This is a genomic window from Gilliamella sp. B14384G10 (genome assembly GCF_016101685.1).
In the GTDB taxonomy this organism is placed as follows: domain Bacteria; phylum Pseudomonadota; class Gammaproteobacteria; order Enterobacterales; family Orbaceae; genus Gilliamella; species Gilliamella apis_A.
The window spans coordinates 99,450-115,505 of sequence record NZ_JACFQA010000001.1 but is presented as its reverse complement, the minus strand read 5'-3'; the positions used below and the strand labels follow the sequence as shown (position 1 = coordinate 115,505).

General features: G+C 38.6%; 17 protein-coding genes. All 17 read right to left on the bottom strand.

Going from position 1 to position 16,056, the window contains the following annotated elements; genetic code table 11:
* Window position 1 precedes the first annotated feature (1 nt).
* On the bottom strand, window positions 2-235 hold the full coding sequence (locus H3T54_RS00605; RefSeq protein ID WP_198220386.1) for a hypothetical protein: 234 nt from the start codon (window positions 233-235) through the stop codon (window positions 2-4).
* Between the two features lie 9 nt (window positions 236-244).
* The gene (locus H3T54_RS00600) at window positions 245-1,051 is read right to left on the bottom strand and encodes a phage BR0599 family protein (RefSeq protein ID WP_198220385.1); all 807 of its coding nucleotides are present in this window, start codon (window positions 1,049-1,051) and stop codon (window positions 245-247) included.
* A complete protein-coding gene (locus H3T54_RS00595) occupies window positions 1,032-2,219 on the bottom strand; it encodes a hypothetical protein (RefSeq protein WP_198220384.1) in 1,188 nt (395 codons plus the stop codon). The genes H3T54_RS00600 and H3T54_RS00595 overlap by 20 nt, the downstream gene beginning before the upstream one ends.
* Entirely contained in the window at window positions 2,219-5,323 is a 3,105-nt protein-coding gene (locus tag H3T54_RS00590) for a phage tail length tape measure family protein (protein WP_198220383.1), read from the bottom strand. The genes H3T54_RS00595 and H3T54_RS00590 overlap by 1 nt, the downstream gene beginning before the upstream one ends.
* Window positions 5,324-5,325: 2 nt before the next feature.
* Window positions 5,326-5,448, bottom strand: a complete 123-nt coding sequence (locus H3T54_RS11910; protein WP_255553172.1) for a hypothetical protein — start codon at window positions 5,446-5,448, stop codon at window positions 5,326-5,328.
* 83 nt (window positions 5,449-5,531) lie between these two features.
* Entirely contained in the window at window positions 5,532-5,945 is a 414-nt protein-coding gene (locus tag H3T54_RS00585) for a DUF6631 family protein (protein WP_198220382.1), read from the bottom strand.
* An 80-nt stretch (window positions 5,946-6,025) separates the two neighbouring features.
* Window positions 6,026-6,787: a hypothetical protein gene (locus H3T54_RS00580; protein ID WP_198220381.1), complete on the bottom strand. Its 762-nt coding sequence runs from the start codon at window positions 6,785-6,787 to the stop codon at window positions 6,026-6,028.
* A gap of 19 nt (window positions 6,788-6,806) precedes the next feature.
* Window positions 6,807-7,256: a hypothetical protein gene (locus tag H3T54_RS00575; RefSeq protein WP_198220380.1), complete on the bottom strand. Its 450-nt coding sequence runs from the start codon at window positions 7,254-7,256 to the stop codon at window positions 6,807-6,809.
* Window positions 7,253-7,774 carry a gp436 family protein gene (locus tag H3T54_RS00570; RefSeq protein WP_198220379.1) on the bottom strand — a complete coding sequence of 174 codons (522 nt, stop codon included), beginning with the start codon at window positions 7,772-7,774 and terminating at the stop codon, window positions 7,253-7,255. The genes H3T54_RS00575 and H3T54_RS00570 overlap by 4 nt, the downstream gene beginning before the upstream one ends.
* A 50-nt stretch (window positions 7,775-7,824) precedes the next feature.
* The gene (locus H3T54_RS00565) at window positions 7,825-8,751 is read right to left on the bottom strand and encodes a hypothetical protein (protein ID WP_198220378.1); all 927 of its coding nucleotides are present in this window, start codon (window positions 8,749-8,751) and stop codon (window positions 7,825-7,827) included.
* Window positions 8,752-8,814: 63 nt separating this feature from the next.
* Window positions 8,815-9,174: a hypothetical protein gene (locus H3T54_RS00560; protein WP_198220377.1), complete on the bottom strand. Its 360-nt coding sequence runs from the start codon at window positions 9,172-9,174 to the stop codon at window positions 8,815-8,817.
* A gap of 56 nt (window positions 9,175-9,230) precedes the next feature.
* On the bottom strand, window positions 9,231-10,307 hold the full coding sequence (locus tag H3T54_RS00555) for a hypothetical protein (RefSeq protein ID WP_198220376.1): 1,077 nt from the start codon (window positions 10,305-10,307) through the stop codon (window positions 9,231-9,233).
* A 228-nt stretch (window positions 10,308-10,535) separates the two neighbouring features.
* Window positions 10,536-11,081 (bottom strand): phage virion morphogenesis protein, encoded by a 546-nt coding sequence (locus H3T54_RS00550; protein ID WP_198220375.1) that lies wholly within the window; start codon window positions 11,079-11,081, stop codon window positions 10,536-10,538.
* Window positions 11,082-11,114: 33 nt separating this feature from the next.
* Complete coding sequence (locus H3T54_RS00545; protein ID WP_198220374.1) at window positions 11,115-12,344, bottom strand: PBECR2 nuclease fold domain-containing protein; 1,230 nt, start codon at window positions 12,342-12,344, stop codon at window positions 11,115-11,117.
* Entirely contained in the window at window positions 12,337-13,827 is a 1,491-nt protein-coding gene (locus H3T54_RS00540) for a DUF935 domain-containing protein (RefSeq protein ID WP_198220373.1), read from the bottom strand. Before H3T54_RS00540 ends, H3T54_RS00545 begins: the two co-directional genes overlap by 8 nt.
* The gene (locus tag H3T54_RS00535; protein WP_198220372.1) at window positions 13,827-15,506 is read right to left on the bottom strand and encodes a hypothetical protein; all 1,680 of its coding nucleotides are present in this window, start codon (window positions 15,504-15,506) and stop codon (window positions 13,827-13,829) included. The genes H3T54_RS00540 and H3T54_RS00535 overlap by 1 nt, the downstream gene beginning before the upstream one ends.
* A complete protein-coding gene (locus tag H3T54_RS00530) occupies window positions 15,506-16,054 on the bottom strand; it encodes a phage protein Gp27 family protein (protein ID WP_198220371.1) in 549 nt (182 codons plus the stop codon). The genes H3T54_RS00535 and H3T54_RS00530 overlap by 1 nt, the downstream gene beginning before the upstream one ends.
* Window positions 16,055-16,056 lie beyond the last annotated feature (2 nt).

Here is a 16,056-nt window from a genome sequence, read left to right as displayed (position 1 = left end):
ATTATTTGCGAATAGCACTATAACGATAGTTACCGTAACCCAGAACAAACCAATCCGCCGTCCAACAGTCACCAAAAAAAACACACTGTGGTGTACCTTCATCTGGGACAGGCATATTCCAATCATCCTCTGTTGCAGCAGTAGGCCTATTACTTTTTGGTTGTTTCGCGGTAACACGCGCAATAACATAACTAGCAACAATAACAGCGACAAATTTAGCAACAGCCCACCACATAGCTTTCTCCTAAAATAATTTAACAATAGTAAACGGCGACACACCAGGTATGTGCGGTTGACCACCATAGTTAAGATGATTTCCAAATTTTTCATTACACGTTTTGATTGTTTTGTCACAACCGGGGTATAAATTAATTCTCATTCCTTTACTTAAGCCTTGTGTACCGCCAAGAATCCCAATTGTGTTATTTTCATGTACTTTTAACCCTCTCAGCTCTTGAATGCCATCGATGTAATATTCCATATATCCACCAGAAAAATAACCCGAATTAAATCCTGATAAATTTACGGTGATATTTGCGCCATCAAGCGCCAATATTTCAATATTGGTAAATTTATATTTTTCTTTATTGATACAACAATTGTGGTCATATAATGCATAAGGGCATGAACGCCCGTAAGTTAACCTCAGACCATTTCGTTCAAATGAACTTGCAACACTTGCAGTAATGAGTTTTGCTTTTTCTATTGATTCACGCTTAACTTCTTGAATTTTTCCGATCCAGATGACCTTAAAATCATTCGAACTTTCATGTAGCTGATACATACGGATAACAATTGGCTTTGTTGGTGGTACTCCACGAAATAGTCGCACTACATCATTATTAGATGGCAGAGTAATTTCTAAATTATTACCTGAACCAATACTTAAACCTGTGTTGCTTATAGCCTCACTGAACCAAATCGCATTATTAAATTCAACATTACGGTCAGCATTTGTATAGCGATAATATTTTTGTTCATTATGAATAAATTCATATAGTGTTAACGGCTTACCGTTATTTGTTGAATATTCAAATTGATTCCAGCTCATCGCGTACTCCTCTAAAACTGCATGTGATATTTGCTAAACCATCAGCATCAGTTACATGTTCCCAGCTGACAGAATCGTTATCTAAACGGCACAATGTTAAAAACGAAACTGACAAAATATCTTCAGCATTTACACTGATTGAATCGTTGAGCAGCAGTCGTTCAATTTCATCAGATATAGCTGCAACTTTTTCAATTCGACGATACAACACTTCGCCATTACATAAATTTATAGTGATATCTTTTCGGCCTGGCATTAGCCCAATTTCATTAAAGCCAACGTTCTCGACTTCAAGAACTCGACCATCAACTGAAACAACATTAAAGTCGTTTGCTTGACTTGATACCCACACACATTTTTGACAACCATTTAAATAGTAAAACAGTTTGCGTAACTCAACTTGCTCATTACGTTCAGTTACAAACCATCTGAATTCCTGTACAAAAAATGGTAACCGTGCAGTATCTAATCGGGATGGAGCGCTAGAACCATTATCGAGCTCAATTAAAAATCGCTCATATCGACCTTTTAACGATTCAGACCAATCTGGGAACATGGTTAAAACAGGAAAATTACGATAAATGGGTAAATGTGAAATATCATTACTAAATGCATTGTGTTCACTAATTCGAAATCGAATTTGAGCACTTAATAAATCATCATTGTAACGAGTTAGTTCTGGTACATCTGTTAGTACAGCCAGTCTAACGGGATAAATACATGCGCCAGCATTAAACCGAGTTTTAATCGGATTAACTAATGTAATTGAATAATCATTTACAGCTGCGACTTCGAGCAATGCAGATTGATTACAATTATTGATTTCACTTTTAATCAGTACTTTATTACCAACCACAAAATCACGACCTAGGGTACTGCATGGCAAAACTGTAGCATTTAAATCAACATCTTTTTCCAAATAGGTCACATCAGTAAAAATTGGGAAATACCACGAATTACCCCCCACAAATGCTAGCCTATTTTCGAAACGTGCCCGTTCATTACCACCGATAAGAATTGAAAACTCAAAAGTGCGCCGTGGTGATAAACGACGTGCTATTCGCTGTTCTGCGCCACTGTATGATTGTAGTATGTCGGTTTTCCATTCTAAAGTTTCGGTAACTCCATTTGTCCAATCAGGATCTGCCTGCCATACGAATTTTTTCATTATGACAACTCCTGCTTTAATGTTTGAGAATTAGCTCTTACCCACGTCATAATTGCCCGTGAACCTGCCACTGAATTAATACCTGATTGCAGCATTTCACCACTATCTAAAACTAACGTTTGTTGAATAACTGGTGCTGATTGCGATTGATTAGCAGTGCGTGATGTTGAATTTTCATCATAAACATTCGGAGCTCTAGGAGTACTAACATTAGAAACTAAACCGCCAGACGCATAACGATGTGCACGCCCAGTATTGATTGCGTGTAAGTAGTCAACACCATATTTTTTGACTGAAGCTGCATTAACAACATATTCACCATTAGACAATTTAGCGGGAATAGAGTCTGATGTGCTAGTACCTGGCCCTGAAATATACCCCCCTGTAGCTGCTGCAACTGCTGCTGCACCAACTGCCGAACTACCCGCATTTGCACCCGCAGCAGCAATCATAGATGCACTAATAATTTCACCCGCTGCTGTACCTGCTGTCACCATCGATGCTGAAATTGTTTCAGCTCCAATTCCAGCCGACATGGAAATTGACTCACCCATTAATCCTGCCCCAGTAGCAGTACTTGTAGCAATAGCTGTTTCCATTAGACCAGCTTGGGCTGCTGCATTTGCACTATCAACAGCAGCATCTGTTGCTGTACCAAACAATGAATTACCTAAATTTGATAACCCACTCATCGCCATGTCGGCAAGACTTTTACTAGCAACTTGCGCCATTGATGACAAAATGCTTTGCGCTAAGTTTAATAATGCATCTTTTAGTTCGAATGTTCCTTTGGCTAAACTATCCAAACTACTTTGAATACCTGTTTGTAGTCCGTTTTGAAATGCACTAGTGAGTGCATCCGTGGTTTTATTTAATTCAGCAATTTGTAACTGAAGTGTTGCAAGTGATTTTTGGGCATTTTCTCCTGCTTGTCCCGGCAAATCAGTCATTGCTTGCAATATGGGTAAATAATTTTCAAGCTCTTGCGCTGTTTGCCGATGCAGTTCGACTAACTGACTTTGAGCTTCAACTTGTGTAATTAATCCGCTTGTCACTTGAGCTTGTATGCTTTGTTCTTTTGTTGATTGACGTGATTGCGCTTGCTGAATTTTAGCAGTGATTTCATTCAGATTAGCTTCAGCTTTTTTAAGTGGCAATATTTGGTCGATTAAATCGATACCTTCTTTATTTCCAGATTTTTTAAATTGAGTTAGTAAATTGTTATACCATTGTTCAACTGTCTGATCGTTAGCTTTGGTTCCCAAGAGCAATTCATTTAATTGTTGTTGTAATGCAAGATTATTTTTGTCATTTTTTAATGAAAAATCGGATTTTTTATTTTTAGCTGCATTTTTAGCGTCAATCTGTTTAGCGAGTTCAATGGCTCTATCTTTTTCTGCTTGCGATGCATTTTTATATTGGCCTTCATTGATCTCATACGTTACGCGTTGTAGTTCGGTGGTTAGTTTAAGTGATTTCTCAAGGCTCTGGTTATATCCCTGAATACCTTTGTCCGTAATGTTTTTTACATCTTTATCGTACTGACCACCAGAAAATGATTTACCGTCATCTGATGTAACACCGTGCTCTTGTAGATCTTTGCGTCCTTTTTCATCTGCCCATAATGCCTGGTAGTTTTTATTTAATTGTTCGACAGCTTGAGATTGACGTTCTGCATCAGTTGTATTTTTTTTATGAAGTTCATCAAGTTGTTTTTGAGCGGAAATGGATTTTTCGGCGGCAATTGCTTGTTCCCGATTTTTAGCTGCTTCATTTTGCAATTTATCACGTTCATTTCGCTTATTTTGCAAATCTTCCTCTGATGACTCAGACCATTGTATTGAACCGCCATTAAACATAAAAAAACCACGTCTTTTGGCTTGTTCTAACTTTTCAATCTCTTCATCTAAAGTTGCCAGCCCAAAGCTAAATTTTAAATCTTTTTTTATAGAATTACCTAAGTCACTAATGCCATTTTTAAAACTAATCCAAGCAGATTCCAGCCAGTTTAGCTGGGTTTTCATTTCTTCAGCGCGTGCTTTGAGTACATCTGCATATTTACCAGTGGCAACAGCAATTGCTTGTTCAGTGTCCCCTTGAGCTTCCAGTGCAGCGATTCGCTGATATGTTGCTAGATCCATCCAGTGATATTGCTGGTTTGAAACTGATGCCCATTCAGTTACAGATTTTTGTATATCCTTAAAACTTGATATTGCCTCTTTACTACTTTGTCCAGTTAGTACTGACATATAAGCAGCTGCTGTACCTATGTTTTCTATCGCTTTCGATGATAGTTGCCCTTGTTGAGTTAACTCTGCGATGCTGTCGCTTGTTTCACTATAATTATGGCCAATGCTTCCAATTTTTTGAGACATGGCTTCAAGACTTGACGCTGTTGTACCCGCATAATTTCCTGTTGAAATAATTGATTTTTTAAAGGCTTCTTGCTCAGATGAAATACGAGATAAAATTTTTATTATGCTATAGGCAGCTCCGATAAAACCGACAACAGACAATGTCGCAGCACTGAACAGCGGCGGTAATTTACCTGTTTGATTTGCAATTGAAAATAACGAATTTCCAGCACTTCTTAGATTGCCACTCGCGAGTTGTTTTATCATGCTGGCGATACTACGACGAGCTGAACGAGTGTTTAAATCTATTTTACTAGTTCCATTGGACAGCGATTCAACAGTTGATAATGCGGCTCTTTGATTATTTATTTTGCTTAAATAACTATCAAATGTTTCATTATCAATTACTCCTGCTTTTTTGGATTTTCTTAATTTACTCTCTAATTCATCTAACCGACTCAAACCTTTAGTTGCTGGGTCAATGCTCGCAAGTAGTTTATCTAATCCTTGTCGTAACTTTTCGACCTCTTTGTTATGCTCTTTGGCTGCTTTTGCAGCCGCTTCTTGCGCACGTTCTTCAGCTTTTTCTTGCTGAATTAATTCCATAATAGCTCGCTGACCACGATTCATAGCGTCAGTTTGTTTTTCATAAACGCTTTTTAATTCATCGCCGATTTCATGAATATTTTTTTTAGCACGATTCACGTCAGCAGTGAATCGCATTGCAATATTCATATCGTTATTAGCCATTATTACTCTCCGCGTAATCGTTTTACAAAGTTTGTAATTTGTTTACCGCCAAACCCAAGACTGATATCTTCAATATGGTTAGCGCGTTCTCGATTTTGTAACTTAATTATTTCGTCGTAATACATCAGTAGTTGTCGTTGTGTGTAATTTGGTAACTGCTGTGCATCGTGTCCATTTTTTATTAGTAATGTAAAAACTTCACTCCAGCTTACTGGTTTGCCTGATTTACTTGTTTTGCTGCGTTTTGCCGAATGATTTTGCGTGTCACCGCGTTCATAAAAAAACCAGAATTAACGACCCACCACCAATCTAATACTTGCAATCCATCCTCATATGACAGCGCTTCAATCCAAGTAATAGATTTTTGAATCGATGTACTGATTAATGAATAAACAAGTTTCAGGTTATTCATGATAATTGCGTCGGCTTGCTCAATAGTGATTTTGTTTGTACCATTCATTTCATTCACAATTAATGCAACAAACTGGTCAATGTCATTACCGATTGTTAGCGCGTCTTTAAATGAATATTCGCGTACTGTAATTGTTTCGCCAGCTAACGTTATTTCACGGTCAGGCATTAACACTGATAAATCATTGGATTCTTCTTTTGTTGCTGTCACTTTTTCTGCCATTTTATTAACCTTAAGTTGATAAAGTAAAAGCGGTGTGTTTTCACCGCAATTCGTAGTTAGTTAATTAATTATTTTGCTTTTTGAATATATGAACCAAAATAACCAAGCGAACCATCTTTGGATTGACTCATATCTGCAAGAACTGTTCCAGTCAGTTGTAACTCACCATATCCTTCATTGTGCAGCAACGACAAATTGGATACAGGGTTAAATTTGACACGGAATAATTCAACAATAACGTGTTCATCATCGCGATCTGTATTAATGCCATCTAACATGAACCAGCGTTCTGGGGGGTGACGAGTAAAAATACCTAGACTGTCAGTTTTAGCATATGAATAATCAACCGTTGCAGTTAATGCTGCTGTAGTTAATAGTTTGATTAATCCGGCGTGTGATGATTCAAGCTCATAATCGGTACCTAATACTAATGTCGTTCCATCAATAGCTTTTAATTCAACATCAGACACAAATGGATGCGCTAATTTGATGCGGTCGTCAACAACTAATCCATCTGGCAATTTTTCATCAGTTGTTATACCTGAATTCACCGTGATTTTTTCACCATAGAGCGCGAGGGCAATATTTTCGATTGACCAATCTTTTAATGTGAGGTTCAGAGTGCCACTTTTGCCTAGTGTTAATTCTCCAACCTGTAAACGCTGCCCGGTGTACGATTCATTTTGTGTCACAGTTTCGACACTTAGTTCCATTTCACAAGAATCCGCCGTACCCACATGACGAAATGCACCTGGGCGGGCTGGTGAACTTGCGGTATTACGCGTAGCAAGGTTTATGGTACCTTGTAAACTCATCAATAAATCTGACATATATTTCTCCTAAAACTATTTAGCGACTACCAATAAAATGCTGAGTCTGATACGAATCAATCCACACTAATACGCCGTTTTGAAAACCTAGAGTTTGTCCACCAACCCAACTAATAGGGCGTACTCCATCAATAAACTGAACTGTTTTACCAATTAACAAATCACGCACAGCACCTATGACGGGGTTTGCTAATTGTTTTACATTTTGAATATTCGTTGCTTGGCTTGATATGTCACGAGCAACAATTACAACTCCAAAATTGACTGTTACTGATTGCCGTGTTCCCGCTGGTTTATCATTTGGTGTTTCTTTACCTAATAGAGCATACGCCGCGGGGGTTGGAGCTGAAGTTAAATCAGTCAATTTACTGTATTCAGCGCTTGTTCCAACAAAAACTAGAGTTTTATTTGCTGTTAGCTCTTTTAATTTTTCAGCTATTACTGATACATCAAAAGGTTGACTGCTCATCGCCCATAATCCCTAAGTGTATCCATATCAAATACCCGAATAGGGCCAGTTTGTTTCGGTACACCACCAGCAACAGGTAATGAATCGTCAATACCAAGCGAATATTTGCCGTCGGCAACTAATTTCAAAAAAGCTAAAACTTGCTTATAGTCACGTACAATTGGATCGCTTTTTTCATCGGAAACACGATTGCGATGCAATTTGTAACGAACAATAATTCGAGCCCAATCACTCAACAATCGTGGTACCTTGATTAATGGTAATTTGTGCCCGCGTTGCATTAAAAATCCATTAATTTCAGCTTCAGCATCATCAATTGATTCATTAATGCGTGAGATTGCACGATTTGCATTAGTAATTTCATCAGATGTCCAACTTGAAATGTCATTACTATTAATGATGGCATCTAACAACTTAGCATCTGCGGGGATTTCACCATCTTGTGCAACCAATTGCGTTAGCTCAATTAATCCTGGGCGTTCTAATAAATTTAGCAATGTAATGTATGGAATATTCATAATTTTGACTCAAACCAACGATAGATTACCGTTGGTTACTATTCACATTATTAACTGTTTGGCGAAATAACATTTTCAAACAAATAGCCAGCATCTTTTGCTACAACTATTTCTTTGACTGATTCACCAACACGCACACGCCGACCACCACGCAACCCAATATCGGGATCAGCAATTGAACCTGAAACGCGATCTTTAAATTGAGCTGTATAACCGAACGTGATACCACCTTTAGTGTTTGCTAATTTATTACGTACAGTGAATGATGCTTTATTGCCCCACGCTCGAAGTAACACAGGGGATTTACCAGGCTTAGCACTATTTAAAAATGCGTCACCAACGTAAATGGCTTCTAGTTCTAACAAGTCAGCTAAAAATCCGAGAGGTACCATCCCATTTTCTCCAGCATTTCCATGATATGCCGCTACAATTTTAGGATGTCGACGTAATATTGTTGCAACACGACGGCCTAGGGTGCCAATATTTGGACGCTGAACCATTGAATCAAATGCATCTGTTATTAATTCCACTGGATCACTATCCGAAGAATTCCATTGTTGTGCTGAAGTTAATGTTTGTTTATTGTTATAATTTGCACCATTAAAAAGTAAATTTGCGGCACGAACTTCGCGATCTAACAAAATTAGATCTGTCGTTGCTTCGACTGCATGGCCAAGCGGATTGTATCCCGTGATTGCAGTGTCAATATCATCTTGAGGGACAGGGCTATCAAGTCCACAATTTTCAACAGAGCTTTCTTTTTCTTTAGCACTAAACTCAACTTGGTTGGGTTTTGACGTCCGACCAACTTTTGTATTAGGCAAAGTAAATCGCTCTGAAAAATCAAACTCCAGCCATTTAAATGATGTGTTTGATACAGGCACGCGTGGCAAGACTTCGTCTGCAATCAGTTTAGTATTACGATATGCGATTGTTATAGCAGTAAGTTGAGGATCAACTGGAAAAGGGTATTGCATAGTTATATTCTCCTAAAAAACTTGTTTATTAATGTTCATAGACCATTAGTTAAATAAAATGGGTTAAGCTTGTTTACCTGGAGCAATCCATACAGAACCTAGTTCATCGGTATCACCCGCAACTTCGGCATAGCCAATAATAAAATCGCCACTAATAGCTTTTTTTGCTCGACCATCGGTATTTGCGGTAATTGGGTCGCCAATTGCTATTTGTTCACTATAAAAAACAGGAGCTAAACCACTGCGGATTACGTCAAATACTTCACCATCTCCACCGCCAGCAATTGTTGATAAGCCAATTAATAACACGGCGCCATCAATAGCTTGTTTTGCATTTCCATCTTCACTGCCGTGTATAACAATTACCCGAGGTTTGACTTCGCCTTCCGCTTTCTTTGCTACTATTAATCCTGGAATATTCATATTTTCTGAACCTTTATTTATCTTGTTTAATTAAATAGAGTTATTGATAAAGCAATCTATTGTTTTTTCTCTTTAGTTACATGCGCTACAGCCTGACTAATAGAAATACTATTACCTTTATCCGACTGTTCTTTTTGATAAGCAGCAGCGGCCTCAGCTATAGCTTTCGGGTCTTGTGTATCAACTTTGTTTTCGTCATCTTCAGCAGATTTTTCAGAAAAATCCATAAACGTAGGACGTTCTGAAAGCACTTTTTTGATTAAATCAATAGGTGACGAGTTAACAGTTTTATCGCCTTCCGCAAATGAGATAGGCTCATTACCAAGTGACATAAATACTTCAACGACGGTTGTTTTATGGACGGGCATTAATTTTCCATCTTTAACTAATCCATCAGCAAATGATATGAATTCATCACGTTTTTGCTTCTGTTCTTTTTCAAGCAATGCTTGCTCTCGTGCTGCTAAATCTGCATTTTTAGCATCAATTGCAGCCTGTTGTTCGGCAAAGCTTGCGTCTAAATTAGGTTGTGGCATTTCTTTCTCCTTTTGTTTTCGGTCGGATATTGCGCGCAATGATTCAATGCGCCATTGCGGTAAAAATAGGTCAGCACTAGCAATACCGTCTTTTTCAATCAATAAGTCACGTAAATTTGATAAAATTGAAATCAGATTTTCGTCAAATTCTTCATCGGCCATAGAGAACTCAGCAGCACCTTGTTCTCCATCAGACTCAGAAAAACTTACATCAGGTAGTCCTTTTATGGCTGGAGCAGCAGCACCCAAGAAACCAATATGCCGGGCATAATAATGACCTGGTTTTGGGTTGCCTGGTGAATCTGGTAGGTAAATTGAAAGTGAACGTTTTTTATAACTGCCAGCGTTATATGCTTCAGCAAATTCTGGGTTAATCTGATCTAACTTGGCATAAACCAAACCATCTTTTACTTCGAAAGATTTTGCCCATGCATAAGCTGGTGCTGTTAATTTAGGATGACCAATCACTGCTGGTGCTTCAGATAAAGACGGGTCATAGCTTTCAGCTAGATCAATACAGTTCTCTAAAGTGAAGGTGATTCTTCGACCATCAACAGCTGTGTGCGTGCCAGGTTTAAAAACGGGAATAAGTACCATAAAATGCTCCAATAAATTGATATAGAGCATCATGATCTATTTTGGGGAAAGGGTAATCTGAACGCGGGCAGATAATTTTTTAATGATTGGAGAATAGATTGGCAAAATAATAAAAGAAATATAAGCTAAAAACTTATTATAAAGCATTTACAACACGATTAAAGCGATTCGTAAATAAACTGACTAGGATTTTAGAATAAAATCGCTTAAAACGCGTTATATTACGTTTTAAGCAAACCCCAAGTGCTCACGCACAACATCGACCAATAGCAATTTATCTTGTGTACTAACACCCAGCCAAGGGCGAGCAGGAATTACAACTTGTTTTACAGGATGTCCACCAACATTTAATGCATTGCCCCTAACTGGTTTGATTGTACCGCCAAATTGATGGATAGCGCCATAGATTAAGTTGGTACCAAATAATAGCGTATTACCCTCAATCTGCCATCGCAGTGTACTGCGTAAAGTTCCATCCAGGGTCAATATTTTATCTTTTTGTTTTGGCTTGGATTCTTTATACCAAGGTGATAACTCTTGCCAAGGTATGCCATCTGGTGATTCTTGCGCATTAAAGCGCTCAGCGTGTATATCAAGTAATACCTCGCCAATATGATTGAATAATTCTGTTGTATTATCAAGAGAAGACTCAATTGCAATTACTGCATCTAATGCATCTTGTATATTAAATTCAATGTTTACGCCAGTCATTTTTTCACCTATACTAGTTTTATCGTATGTACGGGCAGCTTCCGCCAAAGCCTCGAATCCCACGTACAGCGACCCAATCGTGGCGGTGATTGGGTTTTATTTTCGCTTAAAAACTCTAATACCAACCCGTAATTGCTCTAGGTAATCAGGATTATCCGGTGCAAATGTTGTAACTCCGAGCCAACCATCGTCACCGACTTCAAATACTGCAAGCATGGGCTTAACCTCGCCATCAATCATAAAACGTGAGATATAGCGCCGACGCACTACCGATTTTTGCAGATGATCAAAGTATTCCATTCTTGTCCAAATCTCATCCGGCAACTTTAACGAATCAGCTAGTAACAATAAAAATTGCTCACGCCCGCGTTTAGTCACTTTTAACTCACCTGTTTTACTGACAGTAAAAAGCTGTTTACCGATAACTAATGCCTCATCAGTTACATCATTAAAAATAGCGGAATTGGTTAACGTTGCACCAAATTCATTTAAGAATATATTGGCGTAATCTTCTTCAGTTAAGCCTTTTTCTAATAACCTTTTTTTACTAACTTCACGTATAGACGGCCATTCATCAGCAGCTCTAACGGATGGCACACCACGTTTTAATGTTGGATCACTATCTAAAGGATTGGGTACAAATGTATCAAGTCGTGATTGTCCGGGGATATGCTCAAAACTTGGATCAATTCCTTCTGGCACTCTTACAGTACGCGGATTACCACTATTTTCACCAATCACTCTATCAACCCAATTAATTGATGGGGCGGTGTCTGGCCCATCTTTACCCATTCTTTTTAAATCACCTTTAGTTCGCCCACGAACACGACATTGGCAACCATATCCATTTGGAGGGAAATGAGTATTCCACCATGGATCATTAAAATTTAATACCAGATGATCCCAACTTTGATGAAGTTCACGAGGGTGTTCAACATAATCACTATGTAAGTATTCTAGATATGGAAATTTTGCATCACGTAGTTGTTGATAGCGACCCGCTTGGTAAGAACTGTTTAAATTCGTTTCATAGATGATACGAGTACGCCAACTAAAACTACCGTTATAGCTCCAGCCATGTTTTTCGACAATTTCGGCAAAATCCTTTCTAAATTCTTCAAGTGTAGTACCTTGGCTAATTGCTTTATCAATAGCTGCACGAAAATCATTTAGTAATGCATTACGATTAGCACCCGCCACAACAAAAGCATAATCATGCTCATTATTGTAGATATCTACATAGCTGTTTGTGGGCACATTTGCTTTACGCCGGAAAAACTCAATTTGCTCTTTAAATGGCAACGAGCCATATGCCACATTAACCATTTTTGCTATCCTCAAGTAGTTCTGTGCGACCCGCTAAATTAGCTGCTGTTAATGCGTCAGCCATGACCTTTGCATATTCATCTAATTGCATATCGGGAATTAGCTCAAATAACTTATCACGCAATTCTTCTAACGATTGAATATTATCAACTAGTTCTTTGATTTGATTAATCCATTTATCTGTAACTGGTTGTATTTCCGAATTTAAACGATTTGATTGTAAAACTGGAGCAAAATTATTTTGCTGTTGTTCTGCAAATTCAACATTTTTTTCTATTTGTGTAGTCCCGACTACCTGTGTTTGAGGCTTTTCTTCCCACTCACCACCATATTTATCTTGAATTACTGCAAGTGTTGGACGATAACCAGTTGATTCAATAATGTTCTTATCCCGTTCGGATAATGATTTTAGATCTTCAGGCTCATCAAAAATACGCGAAATCTGAGGAACAGCAGCGCCAGGGAAGTTCATCTGTGTAAACCATGTTCCTGGTCCGCGGTTCCATGATTCACACATAACATCAGAATCTGATTTTGCTATTGATGCCAGCACTGCTGCCTGTAATGATTCATCACCACCAATTGAGTTTGAAGCACCACCAGACGAGGTAATTTGTCCCACGGTAACACGACGAATAGCTTCATTCATTGAGTCATAAAACGCTTTATAGTCACCCGCTCCAGAGCGTGCTATTTGCAGTAAATCTAAATTCATAGTTTCGGGTATGATGATCCCGCTATCAGTTTGAATGGCTCGTGTTAAAGCAAGTAAGTCGCGTTTTTGTTCAGTGGTTGCTCCTGTACCATATTTACCAACAGCAGTTGGCATACCAAATTTTTCAAGAAATATTAACCAAAATTTTATGTCATTACGTTTAAAAAATGACGGCCAATATAGCCAGTGAGCCAAGCCTAGACCATACGGTTCATCATCATGATCTGCACCCGTTGCATAGTGCCAAAAATACGGTGCTTGGCATTCTATCCCTTCGTGCATGTTATTTTGAGTTAGTAAACGTAGTTCACCTGCTGGAGAAAAACGGAACCTACGACGATCACGAACCTTGATATCATCAATCCAATATAGATTATCCTTGATGCCATAGATAAGTTCAGCCACTGCATAACCATAAAACACTCCGAAATGCATTAATTTAGTCACTCGGTCAAAACCTACAGATTTTAGCAATTCACTCATTGCGTCAGCAGCTTCAATGTCAATTGGTTTATCGCCTCCTGGTTCAACTTTCCATTCACGTGAAATAACTGCATCTTGGCGTTGGGTAAATGCCGACTTGACTTCGTCATCATTTAGTACTTCCTTATAAATATCTAGACGGCCTCCGCCTCTCTTTCGTAAAACGCTGTCATCAGGTAAAGCAAGTGGACCAAGATAAGGCCGCGTAATGTCATTGCCTTCGCCAGTTCCGGCTAATTCTCTTCCTGTCTCAACATGTGGCTTTTTGCCTTTAAACCATAGCATTAAATAAATCCTCCAAAATCATTCCCACCACGAACGGTACCAAAGCCAGTATTAGTGAATTGTTCGAATGATGAATCATTCACATAGCCATATAGCTGATGATAAATATCTCGCTCACCAGTTGATTGTCCCTCAATTTGTGCCGTTTTATTTAATGTTGCATACCATGCTAAACAACCAGCGATTGCAGAGTCACCATGTCGTACCAGATCTGGATCTTTTAAATCTTTTCTTTCGAGTTTTGGCACCATGGGAATACCGTCAACAGAGCGTACTGCCCGCAAATCCTGTTCAATATTTAAATCCCGTGGGATATCAATTACACCATCCTCAAAAGCATTAATAAATTTGGGCATCCAAAGGCCATACCATTGACGGTTTAAATTGATTTCAGCAATAAATGGCCTACCAAATTTATCTGCCGTATATTCGGCCAGTACCATGCCAGGACCTGTTGCATCCATTGCACCCCCCATTAAGCGAGGCAATTTGCTAATAATAAAAAATAGAATTTGCTGTTGCTGAGCTGAAGGGACATTATTCAACTCAACCGAAAAAGGAACTTTTCGAACTAAATTTGGTTCAATGGACATAGGCCAAATAACAGAAAAATGACGATGACGAGCAAAATCCATACCAAATACATGTTCATCCTCATGACTTAACAATGTAATTAATGGCTCAATATCTTGTTGTATCCAGCTGTCGCACCAGGCAATACGATCTAACTCATCTTTAGCTGCAAAATCATCACCACAAATTAAGCGCACAACAGGTCGTTCTTCTCGCATCGCTCTATCAATCCAAACCCCCGGAATACATACGCCAGCACCATCACGAGGTATTGCGTCTAGTTCTTCACGCATAGCTGCTTTGTTTGGTCCATATGAATTACGGATAGTTGTGTACCACTTTTTTTTACCTTCAGAGGATGGGGTTTCGTTTTTCATATAACAAACACGCTCATATAAACCATTTGTTACAGCATCATCAAACGTAACTAGATATGTTTTTGCTGTATCACCATATAACCCATTTTCAATATCAATACAAAATTGGTTAAATGGATTGGATTTACCATTGTGTGATGAAATAACAATAATCCTGCCACCCCAAATTAATAGCGCTGTTGCAGCATCTAGCACACCTTGCACATCTTGATGAAATGCAGCTTCATCGATAATAACTAACCCTTGCAAACCGCGGATATTTGCAGGGCGAGAAGATAATGCTGTTATCTGAAAACCAGAGGAATAACGAACACGATAAGCAGTAATATTGCGAGTGTTACCATATTCATCCTGATCTTCAAATAAAAACTCTTCAATATTGGAAACTAGTGATGATTGCTGTTCAGCTATTACTTTTGAGAACTTTGAGCAATAGCCAATAAACTCAAGGCCTTTCTCTTTTGTATCACCGATATAGAAAACATTCATTCCACCAGCTGATTTACGAGCAGCGGCTGTCAAAACAGCTTCAAAACCAAATGAGAAAGTAATACCAGTTCGTCGGCCTTTAGGTATTGCTAGAATTGAAGCTTTAATTTTCAAACAATCAATTTGATGTTGCATTAAAACGCCATTAGCTAGTGGATTAAATCCATCCGGAATATCCCTTGCCCTTGGCGGTAACTCATCCCATTCAACCTCTCTAACTGTTGTCGCCAATTTTTTCATTATTTAATTCCCAGTACTTTTTCTTTCCAGAATAAGATTGACTGCTCATCAAGCCCTTGAGCTTTTGCGACACTGTTTAAATTAGATTCTTGCTCACGCAATAACTTTTCACGCGCTGCTTTTTCGATTTCTTGTCTTTCTTTAAAACTAAGTTGTCGGGCCTGCATTGCTTCTTTCGCGGCTTTAGCTAAAAAACTGATCTCTTTGATAGTGATATCTTCCGATTCATGCGCTTTGAATGCTGCTCTTGTAGCCAATGTTGTAACCGCCTGAGCAAGTAGAGCCCCAGATTTATCGTCAACACTGTCACCAAGCTCATCAACTAAAATACGTGATGCTGTTTCAATTTCACGTAATGATGATGTCATCTCGTTAAATCCCTTTTGATAGCGGTGAAGACTAGAACGGCTTGGCGTATCAGTACTTGGAAACTTTTGTTGCAGTTCTGCAATCATCTCATCCAGTGTTAACTGATCTGCTCGTAATAGTTTCTCAATATAACTACGTACCTCAGGCTCTAGTTTATGAATTGTTGATTTTCGTCCCATGC

Coding starts and splice junctions, on each gene's coding strand:
- H3T54_RS00535 (WP_198220372.1), bottom strand. CDS start 15,506: ATGAAAAAATTGGCGACAACAGTTAGAGAGGTTGAATGGGATGAGTTA.
- H3T54_RS11910 (WP_255553172.1), bottom strand. CDS start 5,448: ATGTATTACGACGAAATAATTAAGTTACAAAATCGAGAACGCGCTAAC.
- H3T54_RS00605 (WP_198220386.1), bottom strand. CDS start 235: ATGTGGTGGGCTGTTGCTAAATTTGTCGCTGTTATTGTTGCTAGTTAT.
- H3T54_RS00565 (WP_198220378.1), bottom strand. CDS start 8,751: ATGCAATACCCTTTTCCAGTTGATCCTCAACTTACTGCTATAACAATC.
- H3T54_RS00600 (WP_198220385.1), bottom strand. CDS start 1,051: ATGAGCTGGAATCAATTTGAATATTCAACAAATAACGGTAAGCCGTTA.
- H3T54_RS00530 (WP_198220371.1), bottom strand. CDS start 16,054: ATGGGACGAAAATCAACAATTCATAAACTAGAGCCTGAGGTACGTAGT.
- H3T54_RS00560 (WP_198220377.1), bottom strand. CDS start 9,174: ATGAATATTCCAGGATTAATAGTAGCAAAGAAAGCGGAAGGCGAAGTC.
- H3T54_RS00575 (WP_198220380.1), bottom strand. CDS start 7,256: ATGAGCAGTCAACCTTTTGATGTATCAGTAATAGCTGAAAAATTAAAA.
- H3T54_RS00540 (WP_198220373.1), bottom strand. CDS start 13,827: ATGCTATGGTTTAAAGGCAAAAAGCCACATGTTGAGACAGGAAGAGAA.
- H3T54_RS00570 (WP_198220379.1), bottom strand. CDS start 7,774: ATGAATATTCCATACATTACATTGCTAAATTTATTAGAACGCCCAGGA.
- H3T54_RS00545 (WP_198220374.1), bottom strand. CDS start 12,344: ATGGTTAATGTGGCATATGGCTCGTTGCCATTTAAAGAGCAAATTGAG.
- H3T54_RS00580 (WP_198220381.1), bottom strand. CDS start 6,787: ATGTCAGATTTATTGATGAGTTTACAAGGTACCATAAACCTTGCTACG.
- H3T54_RS00595 (WP_198220384.1), bottom strand. CDS start 2,219: ATGAAAAAATTCGTATGGCAGGCAGATCCTGATTGGACAAATGGAGTT.
- H3T54_RS00590 (WP_198220383.1), bottom strand. CDS start 5,323: ATGGCTAATAACGATATGAATATTGCAATGCGATTCACTGCTGACGTG.
- H3T54_RS00555 (WP_198220376.1), bottom strand. CDS start 10,307: ATGGTACTTATTCCCGTTTTTAAACCTGGCACGCACACAGCTGTTGAT.